The following is a 24,931-nucleotide window of genomic DNA, read 5'->3' as shown; positions in this document are numbered from 1 at the left end:
AGGAGGATACGTATGGTGAAAATGAAAAAAGCCTCCCGGGAAGACGGGGAGGAAACTAGAAATAAACTCATCGAATGCGCAGGCCGGCTCATCGGGGAACAGGGCTATGACAGGACCACCAGCAAAGATATCTGCCGGATGGCGGGGGTTAACCTGGCATCTGTGAATTACCACTTCGGCAGCCGGGACGGGCTTTATCAGGCAGTACTGGAAAATGTGTACAATCATGTGCTTCCTCTTTCTGAATTGAGGGAGGTAGCCGAAGGAGCGGCATCGGTAAAAGAAAAACTGAGGGGATTCCTGCAGATTTATCTAAGGGATGCTATCCTTTCCGACAGCTGGCAGATTCGCGTGGCTATTCGGGAAATGGTGCAGCCCACGCCCCTCTATGTGGAGTATACGGCTGGAATCGTCAGTAAAAAACTGGGGCCTGTCATGAAAGTACTCAGCGAATACCTGGGAATTCTGCCCGAAGATCCCAGGGTAGCTCACTGCTTCTTCACGGTTATGGCTCCTTTCTTCCTTCTCCTTCTTTCAGGCCATCAGCAGGCGGGGTCCATCCTGTACCGTCTGTCAGGGCGGGAAGAAAACAGTCCGGACGCCCAGTTCCAGCTGACAGAAAAATTCATCTTCGGCGGACTTGACAGGATTAAGGAAGAAATAAAAAATACAAAATAAAAAACCGTCAGCCTCAGAAATGAGACTGACGATTTTTATTTCTCTGGAAACAGCCAATGGCTAATCGCTATAGGCCGATAGCTGATCGCTAATGTCTGACAACTAACAACTCATCACTTTTCCTTCAGTACATACCCGTAAGCATGTTTCTTTCCGTCAGGTCCTTCCTGTACGTAAACACCCTGAATTTCCGGAGCAAAGCCGGGGAGGGCATTGATGCCTTCTACAAGGTCCAGGAAATAGTCGACGGCTGTTTTTGACCATTTTTCACCGGGATAGACGCAGAGGACACCGGGCGGATAGGGAAGGGCTCCTTCGAGTGCGATTCGTCCTTCTGCCTCTTCCAGGTCCACCAGTTCCCCATGGCCCCGCATGAATTCATACTGGGCCTGCTGGGGATTCATGGCATAGGCAGGGAAATAATCTTTCAGGAAAAGCTTTTTCTGCAGGGTAGAGACTTCCCTGTCTTTGTAAAAGTCATGCATTTCCTGACAGAGCCGGCGGATGGTATATCCCCTGTATTTTTCTTCGTAAGCTTTGTAAATGGATGGGAGTACGTAAGACATCGGCGCATCTTCATCGATGAGCTGTTCGAAACGGATGAGCTTTGCCACCAGATCATTCATTTTCGTCGTGCTTTCGGCAGGCGTCATGAGGAAGAGGATATCGTTCAGGTCGTTCTTTTCCGGAATGATCCCGTTTTCCCGAAGATAATTGGCCAGGATATTTCCCGGAATGCCGAATTCTTCATAGCAGTCTTTTTCTGCATCGATACCGTCTGTAACGAGGAGGAGCTTCATGGGGTCGATGAAGTACTGGCCTTTGCCGTATCCTTTGAATCCGTGCCACTTTGCATCTGGGTCAAAGGCCCAGTAGTTCATATCGGAAGCCATTTTTTTCGTATCCCCTTCTTCCCATTTTTTCCCATAAACCGTGGGTGGAACGAGGGGATAGATATAATGGCAGTTCCGGAGAATCTGTTTCCTTGTCTCGATGACAAGTTTTACTGCATCCCGCCAGAGCTTTCTGCCTGCTTCTCCTTCCTGCATCTTCGCATTCACATCGAGGGCTGCAAAGAGCTGGTAAAGAGGGGAGGTGGAAGCATGCATCATGAAAGCATTATTGAACTGCTTGTGGGATACATAGCGGGCCTGCCCTTTGATGTGGACATCTTTTTTATGAATCTGGGAAGTCTGGGAAAAACCGGCCTGCTGTTTGTGGACGGACTGGGTGACAAAAATCCCCGGATCATCGGGACCTAAATCAAGGAGCAGGGGAGAGCAGTCCTTCATCATGGGAATGAACTGTTCATAACCCACCCAGGCAGAGTCAAAGAAAATATAATCACAGAGATGGCCGATTCTGTCTACCACCTGCCTTGCGTTGTAAATACATCCGTCATAGGTGCCCAGCTGGATGACTGCCAGACGGATAGGCCGCTTTGCCTTTGCTTTTTCCGGATCTTTCTCAGCCACCAGTTTCCGGATGTATTCTTCATTAAAGCAATGGTCCAGAATCCCTCCGATGGAACCAAAGGTATTTCTTGCCGTTTCCAGATAGACAGGAGTGGCTCCGGCCATGACAAGAGCTCCATGGGCGATGGATTTATGGTTATTTCTGTCGAAAAGGACGATATCTCCCGGCGTCAGGACTGCATTCAGTACCACTTTATTGGAAGTGGAAGTGCCGTTTAATACGAAGTACGTTTTATCTGCATTATAAACTCTGGCCGCATGTTTCTGGGCTGAGAGGGCCGGTCCTTCATGGATGAGGAGGTCCCCCATGGCTACATCGGCATTGCAGAGATCGGCGCGGAAAGTATTTTCTCCAAAGAAATCATAAAATGCGCGGCCTGCAGGATGTTTCCTGAAATAAGCGCCCCCCTGATGACCGGGGCAGTCAAACTGGGCATACCCGTTTTCCACGTATTTCTTTAAATCTTTGAAAAATGGCGGAAGAAGAGCATCTTCATAATGGTCGGCCGCGCTTTCAGCCTGCCTCTTGTAAAAATCCCGATCCGTACTGTTCAGATCAAAGACACGATAGACTTTATTTATGACTTCATCGGATACGGGCTCCGATTTCGTGCGGATGAGAAGCACCGGAATCCTGAAGGAAAAAATCATTTCTTTTGAAAGGACATCAGTATCCGTATCCGTCATAATGACTGCAGCCACATCGGTAAAGTCCGTATCATTCACACGCACCGATTCCCGCCCGGGAAGGGCACCGAAAAGTTCATAAGCGTGGTCGGAGTAAGCAATTTTAAGCTTGTTCATAATACCTCCTTTATATAAAGCAGGATAACCTGGAAAGTTCAACTTTAACTGCCTATATTTTATAGAAAATAAAGGGAAACGGAAATAGCCAATTTAAAGAATTTGCAGAAAATTTTTCCTTTCTGCTCCGGACCGTCCGCACATAAAAAAGAGACAGGCATTTTTTGCAGAATTCAGTTCGATATCCTGCGGATATAGACGGCATCTGGCGGGAATGCGTTTTATTTTTACATAAAAAGAAGAAAATATATCATGCAGAATTATTCTTAATTTGCATAATATAATCAGATGACAGACGCCAGCTGATGAAAAGATTTTAATGCCTGACCACGCATAACTATACAGAATTTCCCAATATTTCCTGTAAAATTCATGTCAGATCACCAATCTGATTATTTAGCATCATAAAGAAAGATTTCCTGTTAAAACGAATTGGAATATTTGCCTTTTTAAATGGCCTGCGGTATACTATATACAGCTATTGAAATTACTGATAAAAATATTGATAAATTTTTTATAGCACTAGTTACTAATACCTTGAGAAAGGAGGGAGACAAATGGAAATCGAAGAAATCATGGACCTTGAAATGTACGGCAGCATGTACCTGCTCTTTGCCATGGCTTATTTCTATCAGGAAGGAGCCAACCTTCTCGTACCGGGAAGAGTGAACATGAATTTCAAACGTGTCCTTTCCGCTTTTGCCTCCTTCTTCAAGGGTTTCATCGGGGCAAGGGGATGGGATCTTTTCGCCCTGAAACCATTCGGGCGGAAAGAAACCGGTATAAAACTGAACGACGGGGTATCTTTCACGGGATACCAGGTTTTCTCCATGGCCTGAAGCGCGTGGGGGAAACCCCATGCGGCATTGAGCCTGCTATTTCTTCCGGGACCAGAAGCTTTTTTGAGTACGCCCGGTATAAGCTCACATCTACAGAAATTTCAATCAGATGACGCCGCTGGCGTCTTTTTTTGATGAAATCCTGGAGATGTATTTTAAATGTTTTTCGTGAAAAAAGATATTCATAAGTTATTGTCTGTGATGATACCGATCCTGATTGCCCAGGTATCTACCGCCGGAGTAACTTTTATCAATACGACCATGGCCGGTCATGCAGGCGCTGATGATCTGGCAGGCGTATCGGTGGGAGCCGGACTTTTCTACCCGCTATTGGCCTCCTTCATCGGACTCCTTATGGCAGGCACTCCGATTATGGCAAACCTTCTTGGCCGGAAGGAAAGAGAATCCCTGCCTTACATCGTGAGAACCGGTGTAGTCATCGGGCTTGCCGTGTGGACCCTCTTTACTTTCGGTTATTTCCTGGGCATCGATTTGCTCATGAATTCCCTGGCTCTGGAACCTCAGGTGGAGCATATCGCCCGGTACTACCTGATGACCATGATTGGCGTGGTACTTTTCGTGGCTCTCATCATTCCGCTGCGCTGCCTCACTGATACGGCAGGCTCCACTTCTATTTCCATGAAACTTTTCATGGCAGCCCCCTTCGTGAACGGAGCATTCAACTACATCTTTATTTACGGTCATTTCGGTATGCCGAGGCTTGGCGGGATTGGTGCCGGTATTGCGACCATGCTGACCTATGCGGTACTTTTCGGACTTTTCTTTGTAGTCGTTCTGAAGTCAAAGGATCTTTTCGGAAATAAAATTTTCTCTTCTTCGAAAATCCGACTGGCCGATGTAAAGGAATATCTTGTAGTAGGTGTACCCAGCGGTCTTTCCATTTTCATGGAAATGAGCCTTTTCTCCCTGATCATCGTATTCCTTTCCCGCTATGGCACGGATGCCCTGGCAGCATACCAGATTGCAGATAATTTTGCGTCCCTGGTCTATATGCTTCCGGTTTCCTGCTCTATGGCCCTGACCATCCTGATTGCGACTGAAGTGGGCGCAGGAAATATGGAAATGGCCCGCCGTTATAAAAAGGCAGGCTTCATCGTGGCTCTCACAGGAGCGGCCATTACAGCATCGTTTACCGTACTTTTCCGCAGCCATATCGGTTCCGTATATACGGACGATGCGGCAGTAGCGATGATTGCGGGGCAGTTCCTGATTTACAGTGCAGGCTGGCAGCTCTTTGATGCTGTATCTACTCCTATTCAGGGCATTCTTCGCGGGCTCAAAGATACCCGCGTATCCTTCGTACTGATGGTCCTTGCTTACTGGGGCGGCTGTTTCCCCATGAGTCTTTTCCTTGATGCCCATACATCTCTGGGAGCTGACTCTTTCTGGCTGGGACTTGACTTTGGCGTATTCTGTTCTGCAGCCCTTATGGTGGTCCGCCTCCTCTGGGTAGAAAGAGAACTCTCCGGAAAGCCTGTCCTCACCTGGAACAAAGTACTTGCCTTCATCTCCGGCCGGCAGCCCATGCCTGCCGATTCTCCGGCTGCCCCGTCTCCCGTGGTTCTGCAGCAGAATATCAGGAAAGCAGAAGAACTTGTGGCCCTTCTTACTGAAACGGAAGAAAAGCTTTCTGTCCTTATGCAGACCATGAAGGAAGCGGAAGTGGACATTTTCGTCGAAGCGCGCAGGGTACTTCCCATCCGTATGGCCCTTCTTACAGATATGCATCTTTCCATCATAGGCCATGCCACAAGGGCATATGTGCCATAGGTTCGCTCATCTTTTGAAAACTGTGAAAGGAAATCCCTTCTTTTCACAGTTTTTTATTTTTCAGCAGTGGAAATTCCTTATCGTCTGTAAGAAATTAGAACAATCATACATTTATTATTTTAATGAACAACTTGTATTGTAATTTAAAAGAGAGTATAATAAATAGCATCTAAAAAGAGATAGTTCAGATTTTTTATATAAGGGGGGTAATTATGAGGAAGTGGCTTTTAGCGGGAGCGGCTCTTCTGGCTGCGGGCGGTCTTTTTATCGCCGGCTGCGGAGGAGGAGCACCGGCTGCATCATCTTCATCTGCAAAGCAGATCCATGTGGTAACCCATGCAAACTGGAATCCTTTTGAATATCTGAAGGAAGGTAAAATCGTAGGTTTCGATATCGACCTGATCAATGAAGCGGCTAAAAGGGCAGGCCTTTCCACGGAAATTACCGATGCCGGCTGGGAAGCTATCTTTGAGCAGATCAGAAATCATTCGGCAGATGCCGCTATTTCCGGCATTACCATTACTGATGAGCGGAAACAGTCCTATCTTTTCTCCAAACCCTATTTTATTTCCCGGCAGGCCATCATCGTTCCCGAAGGGAGTGATGTCAAATCAGCGAAAGACCTGCTGAATGGAAAAACCGTGGCTGTGCAGAATGGTTCTACCGGACAGATTGCTCTGGAAAAGCTGATGGGCACCAATAATCCTTCCATCAAAAAGACACCCATGTCCATCCAGATGATCATCGGCGGGCAGGTAGACGCTCATGTAGGCGATGAGACGTCTCTCAAATCCATCCAGGCCCAGTACCCGGCACAGCATCTGAAAATCATTTATGATGACGAAGCTTTTACGCCGGAATATTTCGGGATTCTTTATCCTAAGGACAAGGGAGCAGAGCTGCAGGGTAAACTGGACAAAGCCCTTGCGGAAATTGTCAAAGACGGTACGTATGCAAAACTGTATGAAAAATGGTTCAAGACGAAACCGGCTGATGATATACTGCAAAAACTTGGAAAGTAGGAAGCTCTATGTTTGACCTGAAATTGTCCATTCTGGAAGAGTATGCGCCTTTCTTTGTTTCCGGGACCATCCTCACCATCAAACTGTCTGTGGCAGCCATTATAGTTGGATTCTTTCTCGGCCTCTTTCTGGCACTGGCAAGGCTTTCTTCCAGGAAATGGCTCTCTCTTCCGGCAGTATGTTTCATCGAGAGCATCCGCGGGACGCCGCTCCTTCTGCAGATCCTGGTGGCCTATTTCGGCATTATTCCTCTTCTCATGAGGAAACCGGATGGGGAAATCGCCTCCATGCTGGCTCTTTCTATCAATGCGGGAGCCTATATAGCTGAAACTATACGGGGCGGAATCCTGTCGGTGGACGGGGAACAGCTGGAAGCGGCTGAGGCCCTGGGGCTTTCTCATTTTCAGAGTATGCGTTACGTCATCCTTCCCCAGGCACTTAGGGATGTGGTACCGGCTCTGGGAAATTCTTTCGTGAGCCTCATCAAGGATTCTTCTCTTGCATCTACTATTGCCACACCGGAGCTGATGTACTGGGCGAATGCGGCCAATGCACAATATTACAGGGTGTGGGAAACCTTTATTACCACGGGTATCATTTACCTGATCCTGACTCTGGTGACAAGCCGGATTCTCTCAAGACTGGAAAATCGATAATTTCAAACTTTACAGTTCAATTAAGGGCCCGTATCCTTTGAGAGCGGGTCTTTTGTTTTGGAATTCTGCGGCTTACGCGATGTTTTCGGATTGAACATGAACATAAATATAAAATTGACTGACAGTCTTTTTATGAAAAATTAAACACTTTTCCGTCCTTTTTCGTGCTATACTAAAGAGGTAAAACTGTCTTTAGTTATCAGATATAAAGGAGTCACTATGCATAATGAACAGAAAGTAACCGATCATATTTACTGGATTGGCGGCAATGATTTCATTCTGCCCCGTTTTGAGGGACTCATTCATATTTCCCGGGGCGTTTCCTATAACAGCTATTTCATTGATGATGAAAAGACGGCAGTCCTCGATGCGGTGGATAATTCCATCCGGGATATCTTTATGGAAGATTTGAAGTTCCTTCTGAAAGGGCGGAAACTGGATTATATTATTGTAAATCATATGGAACCGGACCATTCCGGCTCCCTTCTTGCCCTGGCCGAAGCGTATCCGGAAGCAAAAATTGTGACTTCTGCCCAGGCACAGAAGATGGTGGCCAATTATTTCCATGTGGATTTGAAAGACCGTTTCATTACATCAGATGAAAAACTGGTCATCGACCTTGGTCTTCACAAGCTTCACTTCGTAAAGGCGCCCATGGTTCACTGGCCGGAAGTAACTTTCACCTATGAAGAAACAGAGAAAGTCCTTTTCTCAGCCGATGCTTTCGGCACGTTCGGCGTACTGAACGGTTCCATCTTTGCGGATGATGTGGATTATCGGGAAGAATATCTTCCGGATCTCCGGAAATATTATGCCAATATTGTGGCCCGTTACGGGGCCCAGGTGCTGATGGCGCTGAAAAAAGCGGCAAAGCTGGATATTCAGTATATCTGCTCTCTCCATGGACCGGTCTATCGCACGGAAGAAGATAGAAATATGATTATTTCCACCTATGCCAAATGGGCTTCCTGGACGCCGGAAGAAAAGTCCGCAGCCATTTTCTTTGCTTCCGCGTATGGAAATACGTCTCTCACGGCCCAGGTCCTGGCAGGGAAACTGGCAGCAAGAGGTGTGAAATACCTGAAACTCGTGGATCTCTGCAGTGAATCCATTACGGAAGCTTTCCCTGAAGTACTCCGGAAGAGCCATATCGTCCTTGCCGGCATTACCATGAACATGACTTTGAATCCCGTGATGAATGCATTCCTGGACCTTTTTGAAGAAATGGGTGTGGCGAATCGTACGATCGCAATCATTGGTAACAGCAGCTGGGCGCCCAATGTGAGCGGTAAAATCATGAAGGATAAAGTGGAAAAACTGAAAAAATGCAGAATTCTCGGCGAACCTGTCCATATTGTTTCTGCTCCGTCTGATGACGGAAAACTGGATGAAATGGCAGATCTTATCGCAGCAGATGTGAAAGCGGGTCAGAATTAATCATGAACGTAAAAAAATGTCTCATCCCTGCAGCTGCGTTCTGCCTTTCAGCACTGATACTTTCGGGGTGCGGCAATAAACCTTCGGTCCATGTGATGAAGGCGGAAGTCAGCCGGGAACCTTTTACCATTGAGACAAAGGCAATCCCTGAAGCCCTCCATACGGCACCGGTTATTCCTCTTGTATCGGGAAATCTTATTTCCAATCCTCCGGATGTGGGAACCCTGGTCAAAGCAGGGGATGTGCTTTTCCAGATTGATTCGGCCCAGTATGAATCCCAGGCATCGGCAATCCGGAGCCAGATTACCGCAGCTTCTGCTGCTTCTGTGGGGACTTATGCATCACCTGTGGATAACAGTCTCGAGGCTTCCCTGCTGAAGCAGGGGATTATTACCCGGGCTGAATATGAGAGAATCAAAGGGAGAAAGGGTGGAGCCGCTCCGGCACCCTCCGGCGGGTCAGGCCAGGCGCCGGCCCAGCTCATTGCAGCTCTCCAGACACTGGAAAGGACTATTGCGAACTGCACTGTCCGCGCACCTATCAGCGGCATAATTTCCCAGGTTTATATAGGGGATACCCATCTGGCCCTTACAGGAAAGCCGGCCCTTGTCATCCGCCAGGATTCTCCGGTTACCGCATCTGTAGAGATTCCGGCCAAGATGGATACCATCATGGAAAAAGCGAAGGATGAAAAGACCCTGACTGTTTCCATGAGTGACGGAAATGATATCTGGTACGGAGAACTGAAAAAACAGCCCAATGAAAATAGGGAGAAATATACTACCTACAAAGTGCAGGTGGATAATACGGATGATGAGATAACAATCGGCAATGAATACAGCATTCGTATTGAAAGCGGACAGAATGTGCCCTGCTATATGATTCCGAAAGCTGCCCTCATCGGGGAGGATCAGGTGGCAGTGGTGAATGAAAGCAATCTCATCGATATCCGCCATGTGGCAGTAGCTTCCGATACAGGCGGCTTTGCTCTGATTATGGATGGCCTTTCTGATGGAGACAGGGTAGTAACAGATCCTCCGAAGGGCATCGATATGGGAATGCAGGTGGATGTGCAGTGAAATGGCAGAGAGAAGATTACCTTTCTGATGCTGTGAGAGTGGCACAAAATCTCATAGGGAAAATTCTTGTCAGAAAGTCTCCTGAAGGTTTGACTGCCGGGCGCATCGTTGAGGCTGAAGCGTACGGAGAAATTTATAAGGGTCATAAAGATGACGGGGCTCATGTCTTTAAGGGGCTTACCCCGAGGACGAAAGTCATCTTCGGTGAAGGAGGACATGCTTATATTTACCTTATATATGGCATGTACTCCTGCCTGAATATCGTCTGTGGTCATGAAGGAGAAACCGGCTCCGTTCTCATACGGGCCCTGGAGCCTCTGGAAGGAATTGACCTGATGAAAAAAAGGCGGCGCCAGGAAAAACTGAAACTGCTCACCAGCGGACCCGGGCGCCTGACTATGGCCATGGCCATAGATAAGAGTTTCTATGGACTTGACCTGACGGGGGATACCCTTTATGTGGAAGACCGGAATGACGGTCCTTTTGAAATAGAAGTAACGAAACGGATCAATATCGATTATGCGGTTTACGGTAAAGACTTTCCCTGGCGGTTTACGCTCAAAGGAAGCCCTTATGTAACGAAAAATCCTTTTCCCACAAAATAAAAAGGTTCGTGAAAAACAAATTGTTTTTCACGAACCTTTTTTCATTTCGAAATTTTAAAGTGAGAACCGCTGCTCACGGACCACGAACCTCAGATTTGGAATCTCAGGAAGGGATGCAGGATGGAGAAACTTATTTCTTCTCTTTCAGCACATATCCATAGGCGTGCTTTCTGCCGTCATCGCCATCTTCTACATAAACGCCCTGAAGTTCCGGCGAAAAACCGGGGAAAGCATTTATGGAGTCCACGAGGTCCATGAAATAATCGATGGCAGGCTGTGTCCACTGTTCACCGGGGTGGATGCAGATGACCCCGGGCGGGTAGGGAAGGGCTCCTTCCAGGGCAGTACGGCCGAGAGCATGGCACAGCTCGATGAGTTCGCCGTTTCCACGGAGATATTCTCCTTCCGCATCTCTCGGGCTCATGGCATAGAAAGGAAGATACTCCCTCTGGAATAGTTTTTTCTGCAGGGCAGAGACATTCCGCTCTTTGTAGAAATTGTGCATTTCCTGACAGAGCTGACGGATGGTATATCCCTCATAATGAGCCTCATAGGCTTCATAGACCTGGGGAAGCACTTTTTGCATGGGCGCATCTTCGTCGATGAAACTTTCAAATTTGACAAGCGCATCGACCAGGCGGTTTAATTTTTCTTCCGATTCTGCCGGAGTAATAAGGAAAAGGATATCGTTCAGGTCACTCTTCTCCGGGATGATATGGTTTTCACGGAGATATTCGGCCACCAGTGCGCCCGGAATGCCAAACTCTTCATAAATCCCTTTTTCGATATCGATGCCCGGAGTAATGAGCATGAGTTTCATGGGATCAAGGAAGTACTGATTTTCCTGGTACCCTTCAAAGCCGTGCCAGCGCTCACCGGGCTTGAAGGTCCAGTACCTTCTGTCGGCCGCAATCTGCTTATTATTGGCATCCTCCCATTTCTTCCCGGCTACTTTGTCCGGAATGAAAGGATAGAGATAGTGACAGCGTTTCAGGATCTGTTTCCTGACTTCTATGGCCAGCATAAGGGCATCGCTCCAGAGCTTGATCCCGCCCAGTCCGTCATGAATGCGTGCGTTCATATCCAGGGCAGCAAAAAGCTGATAGCAGGGAGATGTGGAAGCATGCATCATGTACGCATTATTCATGCGTTTATGCGGGACATACCGGTCCTGATCCTTGATATGGTTGTCTTTTTTGTGAATCTGGCTGGTCATGGAAAATCCGGCCTGCTGTTTATGAACAGACTGGGTGACAAAGATGCCGGGGTCATCTGGTCCAAGCGTCAGGAGCAGAGGCGAGGCGTCTTTCATCATGGGAATAAACTGTTCGTAACCCACCCAGGCGGAATCAAAGAAAATATAATCACAGAGATATCCGATTTCATCCACAATCTGCCTTGCGTTGCAGAGACAGCCGTCATAAGTGCCAAGCTCAATGACTGCCATGCGGATGGGCCGTTCTTCCTTTGCCTTTTCCGGATTTTTTTCAGCCACCAGTTTCCGGATATATTCTTCATCAAGGCAGCGGGCCGGGATGCTGCCGATGGAGCCGCAGGCATTTCGTACCGTTTCAAGATAAACGGGGACAGCCCCGGAAAGAATAAGGCCCAGATCCATGGATTTATGGTTGTTCCGGTCATAAAGTACGATATCTCCCGGAGCAAGAGCCGCATTGAGGACGATTTTATTGGAAGTGGAGGTGCCGTTCAGCACAAAATAGGTTTTGTCCGCATTGAATACTTTGGCCGCATACTGTTCGGCTGCCAGGGCCGGTCCTTCATGAATGAGGAGATCCCCCAGATCAACATCGGAGGAGGAAAGGTCCCCGCGGAATACATTGGGACCATAAAAGTCATAGAAAACTTTTCCTGCCGGATGTTTGCGGAAAAAAGCGCCGGTGTGATGGCCGGGCGAGTCATACTCATCATTGTGACGGGACGTATAGCGCATAAGGGCACCAAAAAAGGGCGGGAGCAGGTTCTTTTCATACTGCATGGCTCCCCTGGTGATCCTCTTTTTCCAGGATGTTTTTTCTTTGATGGGCAGGAGAATACCGGAAATAGAGGAAATATTTCTTCCGGCTGCCAGGCCGGTATCCAGAATGAATAAAGGAATATCAAAGGAATGAATCGTATCGTAAGCCTTCGGGATTTCATCCCTGTTTGTCATAACCACGGCAGATACTTCGGTCAGGTCAGCCGTATCGAGAGGAACCGTCTTGAAACCGTCGGGAATGATATTCTGGTCCATGGCCAGCGGCGCAAGAGCGATTTTTAACTGTTTCATGAAGCACCTCCTTTTTTAACTGTATTATAAAAACGAAAAGCCCGGCATGTCAATGAGGAAAAATGAGGAAAATGAGGGAAAAAGAAGGAGTTTTGGGAAATAATGGGAATTAAATGATTTTATTTTAATTTATTTCATAATATTGCGATAAATCGCATTTAAAACGGTTAAAAATGGACTAATAAGGGCTGAAACAGGGCGAGAGCGGCTGAAATGGGCCAAAACGGGAAAATAAAGAAATCATGTTTTAAATTTTTACGATTGGGAGTAAAATTCCTGCAGGGTTTATCTCTTTCCTGTATAATAATAAAGATACGAATGAAGAAAAGGAGAAGCCATGAAATTACTCCGTTTGATACTGCAGGGATTCAAATCTTTTGCAGATAAGACTACCGTAGAATTTGCTGATGGAATGACCGTCATTGTGGGGCCGAACGGCTGCGGAAAGAGCAATATTTCCGATGCTGTGCGCTGGGTTCTTGGAGAGCAGAATGTAAGAAACCTCCGCGGGCAGAAAGCAGAAGATATTATTTTTTCCGGCTCCGAGGCAAGGCCGGCGAAAAATGGCGCTGAAGTGACGCTGGTACTGGATAATTCCGCACATGAACTTCCTCTCGATACGGCAGAAGTTGCCATTACCAGAAGACTCCTCAGGAACGGGGACAGTGATTTCCGCATCAATAAAAGGTCCTGCAGGCTGAAGGATATACAGGAATTATTGGCTCCCACAGGTCTTGGGAAAGGTTCTCTGGCCATTATCGGGCAGAACCGGGTGGATCAGGTCCTGACAAGCCGCCCTGAAGAGAGGCGTATCATTTTTGAAGATGTGGCAGGCATCACGCTTTACCGCATGAGAAAAAATGAGGGCCTCCGGAAGCTGGAAAAAACGGCGGAAAATATGGAACGGGTCAATGATATGGTGGCTCTTCTCGACGAACAGCTCATCCCTTTAAAAGAAGGCGCTGAAAAAGCAAGGATTTATAAGGGAATCATGAAAGAAAAAGAAGCGGTAGAGGCTTCCGAGTCCGTGCTGAAACTGACTTCCATCGGACGCATGCTGTCCCGTTATGAAAATGAATACAGAAATCTCGAAGATGAGGATATCGAATGGGAAGCCAGACTTTCCACTCTGACCGCGGAACGGGAAAAACTGGAAAAACAGGTCCTTGATTACCAGGAGAATTTAAGAAATATGGGTACCCTCACCGCTGATGCCCAGGCCCATATGGAAAAAATTAAAGGAGATTTCCGGGTTAAAGAAGAAGAGCTCCGCCATGAGGAAGAAAGAAAAGAGGAACTTGACAGGGACGAAGAAGACCAGCGTCAGGCAGAAGAAGAACTGGCAGAAGATATCAGAACGGTAGAAAAGGAACTTGCGGAAGCCCGGATACGATTTGATGAATGGAAAGAGAAGAAGGACCGGGCCGAAAAGGAAAAGCAGGAACTGGGAAATTCTCTGGCTGCTGCTGAAAAGTCCTATGAGGAAAAACTGTCCCTGAACAGGCAGAAAATCGAAAAGAAACAAAGGCTGGAACAGGAGTTATCTCATCTCGAAGAGGAACTGAAGAGGGAAAAGGAAGAGAAGGAGGAACTTCTTCTTTCGGCCAAAGAAAAAGAAAAAACTATTGAAATGCTGGAAAAAGAAGCCCTTTCCCTTGGAAAAGAAGAAGAAGAGAAAAGGACCGTTCTGGATCAATTGGAAGCACAGGGGAAAAAAGACAGCCTGGCATTAAAAGAAGCGCAGGATCATCATTTTGCCATGAGCAATGAAATGGCGAAAATGAAATCAGATAGAGATGCCATCCACTCCCGCAGGGAATATCTGGAACGGGCGGACCGGGAATATGCATTTTTTTCTGCTGCGACGAAGACCATTATGGATCAGGCGGACCTTTTCGGAGATTCCATTCATGGCATTCTCGGAGAACTTCTCCGGGTACCGGAAAAGTATACGGATGCGGCAGAAGTGGCACTGGGCAGCCGTATTTCCTGCATTGTCACGGATACCACGAAGGCAGCAGGAGATATCATCAAATGGCTGAAAGATCGTCATCTGGGAAGGGCCACCTTTTTCCCTCTGGAATCCATGCATCCTTCCGGCAGCAGCAGAGAAATTTCCGGGGCAGCCAAAGAAACGGGCATCTGCGGAATCGCATCGGACCTGATTTCCTTTGCACCCATGTATAAAGATCTGGTGGAATCCATTCTGGGAAAGACTCTTTTTGCGGAAAATCTGGAGGATGCCAGAAGAGTGGCCAGGAAATACAATTACCGTTTCCGTATCGTTACCCTGGATGGCCAGGTGGTGAATGCAGGCGGTTCCATGACCGGCGGTTCTATGAAAAAGAAAGAAAATACTTTCTTTGGAAGAAAGCAGGAAATCAATCGTCTATATAAAGAAGAAAATCTGAAATCAAAGAATCTTGCGGATTACCGGGAAAGACTGGATGCAGAAGACCGCAGGGCGGATGCTCTTGCCCAAAAAGTGACGGAAGAAAGGGAAAACTGGCAGCAGGCGAAAGAAGCTCTCATTGCCCTCACTACAAGAAAAGATGGCATTCTGGCAAATCTGACGGAACGAAGAAAAGAAGTCTCTCTGGAAAAGGAAAAAATTTCAGAAAAAGAAAGGATTCTCAATCACTCTCTGACCCGAAAGACAACTCTTACTGAAGAATTTATCTCGCTTGCGGATATTCCCACTGTTCTGCAAGATAAAGAAAGCGGAAAACTCAGACAGGCCCTGGATGAGAAGAATCAGGAAATTATTTCCATTCGTATATCCCTTACAAAGGCAGAAGAAGCGCTGAATTTCGGAAAACGCATGATGGATGACAGAGAAAGGGCAAGGAAATCCCAGGCAGCCGACCGGGCAGCTCTGGAAGAAGCCAGAAGGCAGAATGAAGCGTCCCTGATTTCAATGAAAAAGGAAAAAGAAAACCTGTCTTCTGCTTATGAGGACGCAAGGAAAATCTGGGAAGCCCATCAGAAAAGCCAGTCCCAAATGCAGGATGAATCGGATACCTTCGCCGGCAGCAGGAAGGCGCTGGAGGGAAAATGGAGAAAAGTCCAGGAGAAATCGTCACAGCTTAAACAGGACATGGCAGAAAGAAAGGGACGGATTGAACATTTCAAAGAGCAGGAAAAAGAAGAATTCAGCCGTCTGGAAGAACGTCATATGACGCTGGCCGATGCAGAAAAGCTGCGCCTTCCGGGATCCATGGCAGATATGAAAAAGAAGGAGGAAGAGCTGTCAGAAAAACTTAAAGCCCTGGGCTCTGTCAATCCCAATGGTGAGGAAGATTATCAGAAACAGCTGGACCGCCGCGAATTTTATAAGGTGCAGATCGAAGATCTCAGGAAAGCGAGAGAGGGACTGGAAACGGTCATTCAGGAAATTGACGAAACCATGACGATCCAGTTCAAAGATGCTTTCAAAAAAATAAATGAAGAATTCGGACGTATTATGCAGCTCATGTTTCAGGGAGGCCGGGCACGACTGGAACTTACCGATGAGGAACACCCGCTTGAAGGAGGCGTGGAGATGTACCTTCAGCTTCCCGGCAAAAAGAGGCAGCCCCTGACACTTATGTCCGGCGGCGAGAGGGCACTTACAGTCATCGCACTTCTTATTTCTTTCATGGCCTACCGGCCTGCACCATTCTGTTTTGTCGATGAAATCGATGCAGCCCTTGACGATGCCAATGTAGAAAGGTACAGCCGCATGATTGCTGACTATAAAAAGAAAACACAATTCATCGTTATTTCCCACAGGAAAAAGACCATGGAATTTGCGGATACCCTTCAGGGAGTCACTATGGCGGAAAAAGGCGTATCTTCCCTCATCACAGTCAAAATGCAGGAAATGGGGATGTGAGCGGTCAGACATCAGAGCTGGCGGAGAATGGTGATGAATCAGGGCCCATCTGAAAAGCCCGGAGTCAGTATCCAACCACCGTGCTTCATGATACAATATAGAAGATAAGAAACTCAGATAGAAAGAAGAAATTTCGGAAAGTGACGAACGGAGGAATCTATGGGATTTTTTGACAAACTGAAAAAAGGGCTGACCCGCACGAAGGCAAGCCTGATTAAAAATATTGAAAGCGTAGTCATCGGCTATGCACAGATTGACGAAGATTTTCTTGAAGATTTGGAAATGGTGCTCCTTTCCGGAGATCTGGGCGTGAGGACGACAGATTACCTGATGCGCCAGATCCGCCGGGGGGTAACGGAAGGGTCCATTCACAATACAAATGAAGTCATGCCATTCCTCGAAAAGACAGTACAGGACTTGCTTAAGGATGATACGATCGATCAGGAAAACACCCATCATCCGGAAGTCGTTCTCGTAGTCGGGGTCAATGGTGTAGGCAAGACCACCACCATAGGCAAACTTTCCGGACGTCTCCATAAAGAAGGGAAAAAGGTCCTTCTGGCTGCGGCCGATACATTCCGTGCTGCCGCCTCCGAACAGCTTACCATCTGGGCCGAACGCACCGGGGCGGATATCGTGAAGCATGCGGAAGGTGCAGATCCTGCAGCCGTGGCATTTGATGCCGTATCCGCAGCTAAAGCCAGAGGGGCGGACGTGGTACTGATTGATACGGCCGGCAGACTTCAGACAAAAATCAACCTGATGGAAGAACTGGCAAAAATCAGCCGTGTGGTGAAGAAAGTTATTCCAGACGCACCGCACCAGACCCTTCTCGTCCTTGATGCCACGACCGGACAGAATGCCATCAGCCAGGCAAGGAATTTCGGGGAAATTGTCCCATTGACCGGCGTTGTCCTGACAAAACTTGACGGTACGGCCAAGGGCGGGGTAGTCCTTTCTGTTCATGAGGAACTGAATGTGCCGGTAAAATGGATCGGCCTCGGAGAAAGAGAAGATGATCTGGAACGGTTTGATCCGCAGGCTTTTGCAAAGGCGCTTTTTGAAACAGATGACCATGTACTGGGAGAAAGTACAAAAGTCTGAGTGGTATCATTTCTGAAATCAGATGACGGCAGAACCTGTAAAGGCGGGTTCTGCCGTTTTTCAGGAGGAAATATTGGAAATCATTGTCGTACGGAAACGGATTAAGAATATATATCTGCGTATTACCAGAGACCGGCAGGTAATACTGACAGCTCCTCTGCGCATGCCTGATAAGGCGATCCGGGAATTTGCTGAAAAGAAACGGGACTGGATAGAAAAGGCCCTTGAGAAGACGCCGCTTCCTGTCCGGTATACCTATGTCTCCGGTGAAAAGCATTTCGTTTTCGGAAAAGAATTTGTCCTTCATGTTTACGGCGGCAGCCGTAACGGAGGGGCACTGCGAAAAGACTCAGTGGAAATGTATGTGCATTCGGAGGTCACCAACAGGGAAAAGCTGTATAAGGAACTTGCCAGAACATGGCTTTTACCGGTTTTAAAAGAAATGATTTCTTACTGGTCGCCTGTTATGAAAGTGAAACCGGGAAAAATCACCATACGTGTCATGAAAAGCCGCTGGGGCAGCTGCAATATAAGGACTCATGATATTTCTTTTTCGCTTGACCTGTTTACAAAACCTGAAAGCTGCATTGAATCCGTAGTGGTTCATGAACTCAATCACCTGCTTGAGCCGGGGCACGGGCCCCGTTTTCATGCGCTTATGGCGCACTGGCTTCCTGATTACAAGGATAGAAAAAAAGAGCTTGAACGATTTCCTAAAGAATTTATGTAGGAAGAGGTTCATAAGAGGGAATGGAATGAGTGTCCCTGCGTACATCTATATTCTGTGAAAAGAAATTCTATCAAAGAAAATTTTTGCAGGGAGCTCATATTTTTTAAAATTCTTTACAGATGGCTTGCAAAATATGGTATAATCTAATAAAATAATTTTATATCAACAGTTTAGACAGAAATCGTTTTATGTTCATTCCCAAGGGGTAATTTCAATGAATAATACCGATTGGAAAATCCTCATTTACCTTCGCGAAGAACGAAGCATCAACAAAGTAGCCAAGCGGCTTTTCATGACCCAGCCGTCCCTGACTTACCGTCTGAGCCAGATGGAAAAGGAAATCGGCTGCCCTCTTTTTATCCGGACCAACAAAGGTGTCCATTTCACGGATGCAGGGAATCGCCTCTTTTCCTTTGCCGAAAAAGAGCTGCAGCAGTACCAGGATATGAAGAACTATGTCACCCATGAACCAAATTCCATCTCCGGGGTGCTCCGCATCGGTGCCAGCCAGTCCTTCGCACAGTCCCACATGCCGGCAATCCTGAAGGGATTTGTGGATAAGTACAGTGATATTGAAATTTCCCTGACTACCGATACCAGTGACCGTTTGGTGAAACTGGTGAAAAAAGAAGATATTCATCTGGCCATCGTTCGAGGCTCTCAGGAATGGCCGGATGCGGATATTCTTCTGGAGGATGCGCCGCTTTATCTGATTTCTGCCAATAAAATCGATTATGCTACCCTTCCCGAGCAGCCGTCTATCCGTTATCGCAGCGACCCATCCCTCGATGAGCTGCGTACCCGCTGGTGGAGGCAGAATTTCACCGATTCTCCCCATTTCATGCTTACCGTTTCCGATTGCCTGACCTGTGTGGAAATCGTAAATAAAGGACTTGGGCATTCCCTGATTCCGGCGGATCTGCTTCCCAAGTGCGAACCCCAGGTGAACCGTGAATTGATTTTTGATAAACAGAAACGTCCGGTCTGCCGGCCGATTCATCTGATTTACAAACAGGCTATGCTGCAGTCTACCCCGGTGAAGATGTTTGTAGATTATGTAAGGGATTATTTCAAAGTATAAACAAGGATGGATTTTGAATACCGACAGTAGAAAAAGAGGCTTTCATGCCTCTTTTTTGAATGAATTGGATTTTATGATGAAATATTTTTGACTAACGGTCCATTACGAATGATTGAAATCGTGGTAAAATGGAAATAATCAAAGAATTTAACAGGAGGTTTCTATGAAAAAAATCATATCTTTTCTGATGGCCTTTCTTATGGCGCTTTCTCTTGTCTTCCTGGCAGAGGCGGCCGACAAACAGGAAATGAACAGGAAACTTGGATATTTCGATAATACCCGGACGGTTGTCCTTCTTCCCACGCGTTATACGGGCAGTGATTCTGCAGCAGCTATCCTGAACCGTGAAATGAGACAGATCTTCCGGTATCCCTATTACAGGACGCTGAATGCTTCGGACTATGCCGGCATGGCCGTTTCTCCGTCTTCGCTGCCGGATATTGCAGAGAAATCAGGGGCGGATATCGTGATTATGCCGACTCTTCAGTGGCATCAGTGGATTTTCCACCGCTTCCTTTTTGATGATGGAGATGCTATTGTGCAGACAAGAGCTATCGTGGATATTTATTCCTACAAGAAAGAAGAAGGGACTGTCCGCGATGACCGGGGCACTTATTTCGACACGGAAGACGAAGGCTTTGTCCGTACCACCTACATCATGGATGATCTGATGAAAAAAGTGTATAAGACATTCCCGTACCGCCGCGTACCGACCGATGTCTCCAAATCTCTGACAGAAGATACAAAGGATGATACACCAAAGGCAGTCATGAAGAATTAGGGGGAGCCATGAATCGATTATTGAAAGCGGCGCTCCTTCTGGGGGCTGCGCTTTCCTTCTATGCATCAGGAGAAATCTGTGCCGAAGGACCGCAGTCTTCAGAGAAAAACATTCAGGCGGAGGAAACGACCCTGGAAGGGGCCATGGCACATGGCAATTACAAAAGGGCTCTTGCTATCGCCACAGATCTGGTGGAACTGTATCCCGGGAAAGCTTCCGTTTATGAAGAACGAAGCACCATTTATTCCATGATGCACCGGATGAAGCCGGCTCTTGCGGATATAGGGAAAGCTATTGAACTGTCACCGGCAGACCCATCCCTTCTTATGGAGCGGGGAATCATTTACTATCATATGAAGAAATATGATCCGGCACTGGCTGATTATGAAAGTGCCCTTGCCATGAATCCTTCTTTTCCGCCACTCCGTTCTTCCATCTATACGGGACTTTCCTATGTTTATGCTGATCTCGGAAATATAGGGGAAGCGCTGGGTAATGCCAGGCTTGCCCAGGGACAGAATCCTTTTGATCCGGAGGCATACCGTGCCGAAGCCCATGTCTATGAACTTCAGGGAAACAGGGAAAAGGCTCAGAAAGTCATATCCAGGGGAATGGCATACGTATCCGCCCATCAGGGGAATTTCCTCGCGGCCGGCATCTGCGCCCAGCAGGCGGGGGAAATGGATATGGCCCTTGAATTCCTGAACCGTGCAGAAAAGCAGGACAAAGACAATGCAGAGGTTTATTCTGCAAGAGGCCTCGTCTATGCTCTTACCGGACGGCCGGAAAAAGGGATTGAAGATCTGACGAAGGCTTTGAAAAAGCGGGATAACAGCATGGACTATAATAACCGGGGTGAATGCTGGCGGGACCTTAAGAAGTATGACAAGGCCAGAGCAGATTATGAAAAGTCAGTGTCCCTGGCGAAAAATAAAAATGATTTCCATGCGGTGTATGACAGCATCGGCCAGATGTATATGAATGTGGGAAACTATAAAGAGGCAGAAAAATATTTCACGAAGTCCATTGAACAGGAAGAATACAGGGAAGGATACGAATTCCGCGCCCGGGCGAGAAGGATTATGGGGAAAGAGGCTGCGGCAACGAGAGACGAAGAAAGAGCGGCTAAGTTTAAGAAATAGCTGTCAGCCGTTAGCAGTAGAAGACGAAACTTTTGGCCAATTGCGTTTTCCCCAAAATAAAAGAGTCGTAAATCAGGAAACTGATTACGACTCTTTTTGATTTGAGGAAAATTGAATCTGCAATTCTGCCGTCTCTTACTAATGTCTGATGAGCTGACAGCTAACGGCTCTTACAGCCCTTTCTGCTCAATACCGCTGACCAGGTATCCCAGATGAGCTGTATTGTTCAGGCTGACGATGCGCCAGATGCCCCTGTCACATTCCAGTACATTGATGCAGCAGTTGTCCTGTTTGATCTGCCAGAAATGACTCATGTCAAGTCCCAGAAGATCGCAGATAATGGCCTTGTTCACGGCATCGTGGGCAGCTACGAGTATTGTCTCTCCGCCATATTTCTTTGCATAATCATCAAAAGCCTCCCGGCAGCGCTTCCTAACATCTTCCAGATTTTCACCTTCCGGCATCTGTACCTGCTCGGGGTGCGTATGCCAGAGATGAAATTCAGTGGGATAGAGCGCTTCAATCTCATCCGCATGGATGCCTTCCCATTTGCCGTGGGAAATTTCCGTGATTCTCGGGTCCTTTTCAACGGTCAGTCCGTGATAATCGGCAGCCATACGGCAGGTATCGTAGGAACGGGAAAGAGGGGAGGAGACGGCCCGGTTAATGGGCACGTCCTTCAGCGCCAGGGCTGCCTTCTTTCCCTGTTCAATGCCGCGGGCAGAAAGGGGTGTGTCCTCCTGGCCCTGATAACGGCCTTCGATATTCCAGGTAGTTTCTCCGTGACGAAGAAGAATGATGCGTATCATATGGACTCCTTAATGTTCGCAGTGAATGACTTTTACATCATGAATGCCTTCGATATTCATGAGGGCCGGAATGATGGCAGACGGGATATCCTTATCTACGGCAACAACCATAACGTTGGTGCCTTCTTCAGGAGAAGCGCCTACCTGCATACCGTTGATATTGATTTGTGCCTTGCCCAGAACGGAAGCGACCTGGCCGATCATGCCCGGTTTATCTTCATGCGGCGCAATGATGATGCAGCCTTTCGGTTCGATATCTACGCGGAAATGATCGATGGATACGATTTTTGCTTCCTTGCGGTCGAAGAGAGAACCAGTGATGCGGTGAGTGCCTTTATCGGTATCGATAGTCAGGGAAATGGTATTGGTGAAATAATGGCCTTTCTTTGCTTTTACTTCACGGACGTCCATATGACGTTCTTCCGCAATGCCTCTTGCATTAACGAAATTGACAGTCTGCTGGAGAATCGGTGTGAGAAGTCCTTTCAGAACTGCCGTGGTCAGAGGAGCGGTTTCTGTTTCGGCAAGTTCACCCGTGTATTCTACATTGACAGTGGAAATACGGCCGCCGGCCAGATCGATGCCAATATTTCCCATACGTTCGCAGAGGTCGAAGTAAGGAGCGATAACGGTAAGAGTGGCTTTTGTAATCGGGGAAGCATTGACCGCAGTAGCCACGGGTTCACCATGGAGTGCCTGGGCAACGCCTACAGCCACATCGGTAGCGACACCGGCCTGCGCTTCTTTCGTGGAAGCGCCAAGGTGCGGGGTGAGAGCGACATTGGTCATGCCGAGGAACGGGTTGTCTTCCGGCTTCAGCGGTTCATTGGCCCATACATCGATGCCGGCTCCTGCCACTTTTCCGCTCTTTAGTGCATCAGCAAGGGCATAGATATCCATAACTGCACCGCGGGATGCGTTGACGATACGTACACCGTCTTTCATCTTTGCAATTTCTTTTGCACCGATCATTCCGCGGGTTTCATCAGTCAGCGGCGTATGGAGGGTGATGTAGTCAGATTCCTTGAGGAGGGTATCCAGATCGACAAGTTCGACTCCCAGCTGTTTGCCTCTTTCCAGGGAAATATAGGGGTCGTAGCCGATGGTTTTCATATTGAATGCCTGAAGGCGTTTTGCCACGTTGGAACCTACACGGCCTACACCGATAATGCCGACGGTTTTATTCAGAAGCTGGATACCTGTAAAGGACTTCCGGTCCCAGCGGCCTTCCATAATGGACTGATGAGCCTGTGGAATATGACGGGTCATGGAGAGCATGAGGGCAATGGTGTGTTCACAGGCGGCAATGGTATTGGATTCCGGCGTATTGACTACGGTAATCCCTTTCTTGGTAGCTTCCGGGATATCGATTCCATCGATGCCTACACCTGCACGGCCGATGACCTTCAGGTTTCTGGCTGCATCGATGACTTTTTTAGTAATTTTTGTCTGGCTTCTGGTGATAATGGCATCATAATCTTTAATGGCTTCGCAAAGTTCATCTTCCTTCATGTTCGGACGGATGTCTACGATGAATTCCTTTTCCAGGATTTCCTTTGCTTCTTTGGCAACGTCTGCAGTAATAAAAATTCTAAACATAATTTCCTCCTATATAATATAGAAATATATTATTAACCGTTGACTCTTTCATATTCTTTCATAAATTCGGCCAGTGTTTCTGCCGCTTCCGGAGTAACCGCATTGTACAGGGATACCCGGAGTCCGCCTACCAGACGATGGCCTTTGACACCGATGAAATCATTTTCTTTTGCTTTAGCCACGAAATCTTTTTCCATATCTGCATTAGCCAGATTGAAAGTGACATTCATGCGGCTTCTGGAGGCTTTTTCTGCATGGCCTTTGTAGAAACCATCGCTTTCATCGATTACATCGTAAATGAGCTTTGCCTTTACCTTGTTTCGTTCTTCAATGGCAGTAAGGCCGCCCATATTCTTGATCCAGTGAAGCATGCGGTTTAAAGAATAAATGCAGAAAACCGGCGGTGTATTGTAGGTGGAATCCTTTTTCACGAAAATATTGTACTGCAGGAATTCCGGAATGTCGGTACGCGCTTTGGCAAGCAGGTCTTTTTTGATGATGGCAAGAGCCACACCGGCAGCGCCCAGGTTTTTCTGGATGCCTGCCCAGATCATATCGAATCGGTTGAAATCAATCTTTCTGGAAAGAATGTCGGAAGACATATCCGCAATGAGCGGGACATCCACTTCCGGGAATTTCCAGTATTCTGTACCGTAAATGGTATTATTGGCGCAGATATAAAGATAATCAGTATCCGGTCTGATTTCACAGGTATCGGGGATGTAGGAATAATTTTTATCTTCTGCCGAGTTCGCATTATATACTTCGCCGAAGAAGGCTGCAGAATTTCTTGCCTTGTGGGCCCATACGCCCGTATCCGCATAAGCGGCGCGGGTGTGGAGGAAATTATAACCGGTCATGAGGAACTGCATGGTCCCGCCGCCCTGGATGAAGACGATTTCATAATCATCAGAAAGATTCATCAGCTGGCGGAGAAGTGCCTTCGTTTCATCAAGCATGTCCTGGAATTCTTTGGAACGATGGGAAATTTCCGTAATGCCCATGCCTGTATTTTTAAAATTGGTGAGATCTTCTTTCATTCCTTCCAGAACTTCCAGCGGCATTGGTGAAGGTCCTGCATTAAAATTAAATACCCTTTTCATTTTGCCCTCCTGAAAACAACAAAAAGAGAAGCGTC

At 47.4% G+C, this 24,931-nt stretch carries 19 protein-coding genes; 14 read left to right on the top strand and 5 right to left on the bottom strand.

Annotation, left to right across the window (positions count from 1 at the left end; genetic code table 11):
* Window positions 1-12 precede the first annotated feature (12 nt).
* Complete coding sequence (locus QZN42_RS03355; RefSeq protein ID WP_296954318.1) at window positions 13-678, top strand: TetR/AcrR family transcriptional regulator; 666 nt, start codon at window positions 13-15, stop codon at window positions 676-678.
* 113 nt (window positions 679-791) lie between these two features.
* Here the strand turns inward: QZN42_RS03355 and speC (QZN42_RS03350) are convergent, their stop codons facing one another.
* Window positions 792-2,957 (bottom strand): ornithine decarboxylase, encoded by a 2,166-nt coding sequence (speC, locus tag QZN42_RS03350; RefSeq protein WP_296954317.1) that lies wholly within the window; start codon window positions 2,955-2,957, stop codon window positions 792-794.
* A 557-nt stretch (window positions 2,958-3,514) separates the two neighbouring features.
* On the opposite strand from speC (QZN42_RS03350), the gene QZN42_RS03345 reads away from it, so the two are divergent.
* The 7 genes from QZN42_RS03345 (at window position 3,515) to QZN42_RS03315 (ending at window position 10,386) form a co-directional block, all read left to right on the top strand.
* Entirely contained in the window at window positions 3,515-3,796 is a 282-nt protein-coding gene (locus QZN42_RS03345; protein WP_296954316.1) for a hypothetical protein, read from the top strand.
* A 159-nt stretch (window positions 3,797-3,955) separates the two neighbouring features.
* Window positions 3,956-5,587: an MATE family efflux transporter gene (locus QZN42_RS03340; protein WP_296954315.1), complete on the top strand. Its 1,632-nt coding sequence runs from the start codon at window positions 3,956-3,958 to the stop codon at window positions 5,585-5,587.
* A gap of 212 nt (window positions 5,588-5,799) precedes the next feature.
* The gene (locus tag QZN42_RS03335) at window positions 5,800-6,609 is read left to right on the top strand and encodes a basic amino acid ABC transporter substrate-binding protein (RefSeq protein WP_296954314.1); all 810 of its coding nucleotides are present in this window, start codon (window positions 5,800-5,802) and stop codon (window positions 6,607-6,609) included.
* 8 nt (window positions 6,610-6,617) lie between these two features.
* Window positions 6,618-7,265, top strand: coding sequence for an amino acid ABC transporter permease (locus QZN42_RS03330; protein WP_296954313.1), 648 nt, complete (start codon window positions 6,618-6,620; stop codon window positions 7,263-7,265).
* Between the two features lie 219 nt (window positions 7,266-7,484).
* A complete protein-coding gene (locus QZN42_RS03325) occupies window positions 7,485-8,702 on the top strand; it encodes an FprA family A-type flavoprotein (protein ID WP_296954312.1) in 1,218 nt (405 codons plus the stop codon).
* A 2-nt stretch (window positions 8,703-8,704) separates the two neighbouring features.
* A complete protein-coding gene (locus QZN42_RS03320; RefSeq protein WP_296954311.1) occupies window positions 8,705-9,781 on the top strand; it encodes an efflux RND transporter periplasmic adaptor subunit in 1,077 nt (358 codons plus the stop codon).
* Window positions 9,778-10,386, top strand: coding sequence for a DNA-3-methyladenine glycosylase (locus QZN42_RS03315; protein ID WP_296954310.1), 609 nt, complete (start codon window positions 9,778-9,780; stop codon window positions 10,384-10,386). The genes QZN42_RS03320 and QZN42_RS03315 overlap by 4 nt, the downstream gene beginning before the upstream one ends.
* Window positions 10,387-10,516: 130 nt before the next feature.
* Here QZN42_RS03315 and speC (QZN42_RS03310) read toward each other — a convergent pair whose 3' ends face one another.
* The gene (speC, locus tag QZN42_RS03310; protein ID WP_296954309.1) at window positions 10,517-12,673 is read right to left on the bottom strand and encodes an ornithine decarboxylase; all 2,157 of its coding nucleotides are present in this window, start codon (window positions 12,671-12,673) and stop codon (window positions 10,517-10,519) included.
* A gap of 337 nt (window positions 12,674-13,010) precedes the next feature.
* Here speC (QZN42_RS03310) and smc point away from each other — a divergent pair, with 337 nt between their 5' ends.
* From smc to QZN42_RS03280, 6 genes are all read left to right on the top strand, one after another.
* Complete coding sequence (smc, locus tag QZN42_RS03305; RefSeq protein WP_296954308.1) at window positions 13,011-16,547, top strand: chromosome segregation protein SMC; 3,537 nt, start codon at window positions 13,011-13,013, stop codon at window positions 16,545-16,547.
* A 159-nt stretch (window positions 16,548-16,706) separates the two neighbouring features.
* Window positions 16,707-17,651, top strand: coding sequence for a signal recognition particle-docking protein FtsY (gene ftsY, locus QZN42_RS03300; RefSeq protein WP_296954307.1), 945 nt, complete (start codon window positions 16,707-16,709; stop codon window positions 17,649-17,651).
* Between the two features lie 73 nt (window positions 17,652-17,724).
* A complete protein-coding gene (locus tag QZN42_RS03295; RefSeq protein WP_296954306.1) occupies window positions 17,725-18,381 on the top strand; it encodes a M48 family metallopeptidase in 657 nt (218 codons plus the stop codon).
* 214 nt (window positions 18,382-18,595) lie between these two features.
* On the top strand, window positions 18,596-19,462 hold the full coding sequence (locus QZN42_RS03290; RefSeq protein ID WP_296954305.1) for a LysR family transcriptional regulator: 867 nt from the start codon (window positions 18,596-18,598) through the stop codon (window positions 19,460-19,462).
* 163 nt (window positions 19,463-19,625) lie between these two features.
* Window positions 19,626-20,243 (top strand): hypothetical protein, encoded by a 618-nt coding sequence (locus QZN42_RS03285; protein ID WP_296954304.1) that lies wholly within the window; start codon window positions 19,626-19,628, stop codon window positions 20,241-20,243.
* Window positions 20,244-20,251: 8 nt separating this feature from the next.
* The gene (locus tag QZN42_RS03280; protein ID WP_296954303.1) at window positions 20,252-21,385 is read left to right on the top strand and encodes a tetratricopeptide repeat protein; all 1,134 of its coding nucleotides are present in this window, start codon (window positions 20,252-20,254) and stop codon (window positions 21,383-21,385) included.
* 170 nt (window positions 21,386-21,555) lie between these two features.
* On the opposite strand, the gene QZN42_RS03275 is transcribed toward QZN42_RS03280, so the two are convergent.
* From QZN42_RS03275 to serC, 3 genes are read right to left on the bottom strand one after another with little or no spacing between them, the layout of a single operon-like run.
* Window positions 21,556-22,194 carry a histidine phosphatase family protein gene (locus tag QZN42_RS03275; protein ID WP_296954302.1) on the bottom strand — a complete coding sequence of 213 codons (639 nt, stop codon included), beginning with the start codon at window positions 22,192-22,194 and terminating at the stop codon, window positions 21,556-21,558.
* A gap of 9 nt (window positions 22,195-22,203) precedes the next feature.
* Window positions 22,204-23,793, bottom strand: coding sequence for a phosphoglycerate dehydrogenase (gene serA, locus QZN42_RS03270; protein WP_296954301.1), 1,590 nt, complete (start codon window positions 23,791-23,793; stop codon window positions 22,204-22,206).
* Window positions 23,794-23,825: 32 nt separating this feature from the next.
* Complete coding sequence (serC, locus tag QZN42_RS03265; protein ID WP_296954300.1) at window positions 23,826-24,896, bottom strand: 3-phosphoserine/phosphohydroxythreonine transaminase; 1,071 nt, start codon at window positions 24,894-24,896, stop codon at window positions 23,826-23,828.
* Between the last annotated feature and the right edge of the window lie 35 nt (window positions 24,897-24,931).

This window comes from uncultured Dialister sp. (assembly GCA_900314595.1).
In the GTDB taxonomy this organism is placed as follows: domain Bacteria; phylum Bacillota; class Negativicutes; order Veillonellales; family Dialisteraceae; genus Dialister.
This window is presented reverse-complemented; position numbering and strand designations above follow the sequence as displayed.

Excerpts from the sequence above, each read along its gene's own strand:
- QZN42_RS03355 (WP_296954318.1), top strand. The coding sequence starts at position 13 with ATGGTGAAAATGAAAAAAGCCTCCCGGGAAGACGGGGAGGAAACTAGA.
- speC (WP_296954317.1), bottom strand. The coding sequence starts at position 2,957 with ATGAACAAGCTTAAAATTGCTTACTCCGACCACGCTTATGAACTTTTC.
- QZN42_RS03345 (WP_296954316.1), top strand. The coding sequence starts at position 3,515 with ATGGAAATCGAAGAAATCATGGACCTTGAAATGTACGGCAGCATGTAC.
- QZN42_RS03340 (WP_296954315.1), top strand. The coding sequence starts at position 3,956 with ATGTTTTTCGTGAAAAAAGATATTCATAAGTTATTGTCTGTGATGATA.
- QZN42_RS03335 (WP_296954314.1), top strand. The coding sequence starts at position 5,800 with ATGAGGAAGTGGCTTTTAGCGGGAGCGGCTCTTCTGGCTGCGGGCGGT.
- QZN42_RS03330 (WP_296954313.1), top strand. The coding sequence starts at position 6,618 with ATGTTTGACCTGAAATTGTCCATTCTGGAAGAGTATGCGCCTTTCTTT.
- QZN42_RS03325 (WP_296954312.1), top strand. The coding sequence starts at position 7,485 with ATGCATAATGAACAGAAAGTAACCGATCATATTTACTGGATTGGCGGC.
- QZN42_RS03320 (WP_296954311.1), top strand. The coding sequence starts at position 8,705 with ATGAACGTAAAAAAATGTCTCATCCCTGCAGCTGCGTTCTGCCTTTCA.
- speC (WP_296954309.1), bottom strand. The coding sequence starts at position 12,673 with ATGAAACAGTTAAAAATCGCTCTTGCGCCGCTGGCCATGGACCAGAAT.
- smc (WP_296954308.1), top strand. The coding sequence starts at position 13,011 with ATGAAATTACTCCGTTTGATACTGCAGGGATTCAAATCTTTTGCAGAT.
- ftsY (WP_296954307.1), top strand. The coding sequence starts at position 16,707 with ATGGGATTTTTTGACAAACTGAAAAAAGGGCTGACCCGCACGAAGGCA.
- QZN42_RS03290 (WP_296954305.1), top strand. The coding sequence starts at position 18,596 with ATGAATAATACCGATTGGAAAATCCTCATTTACCTTCGCGAAGAACGA.
- QZN42_RS03285 (WP_296954304.1), top strand. The coding sequence starts at position 19,626 with ATGAAAAAAATCATATCTTTTCTGATGGCCTTTCTTATGGCGCTTTCT.
- QZN42_RS03280 (WP_296954303.1), top strand. The coding sequence starts at position 20,252 with ATGAATCGATTATTGAAAGCGGCGCTCCTTCTGGGGGCTGCGCTTTCC.
- QZN42_RS03275 (WP_296954302.1), bottom strand. The coding sequence starts at position 22,194 with ATGATACGCATCATTCTTCTTCGTCACGGAGAAACTACCTGGAATATC.
- serA (WP_296954301.1), bottom strand. The coding sequence starts at position 23,793 with ATGTTTAGAATTTTTATTACTGCAGACGTTGCCAAAGAAGCAAAGGAA.
- serC (WP_296954300.1), bottom strand. The coding sequence starts at position 24,896 with ATGAAAAGGGTATTTAATTTTAATGCAGGACCTTCACCAATGCCGCTG.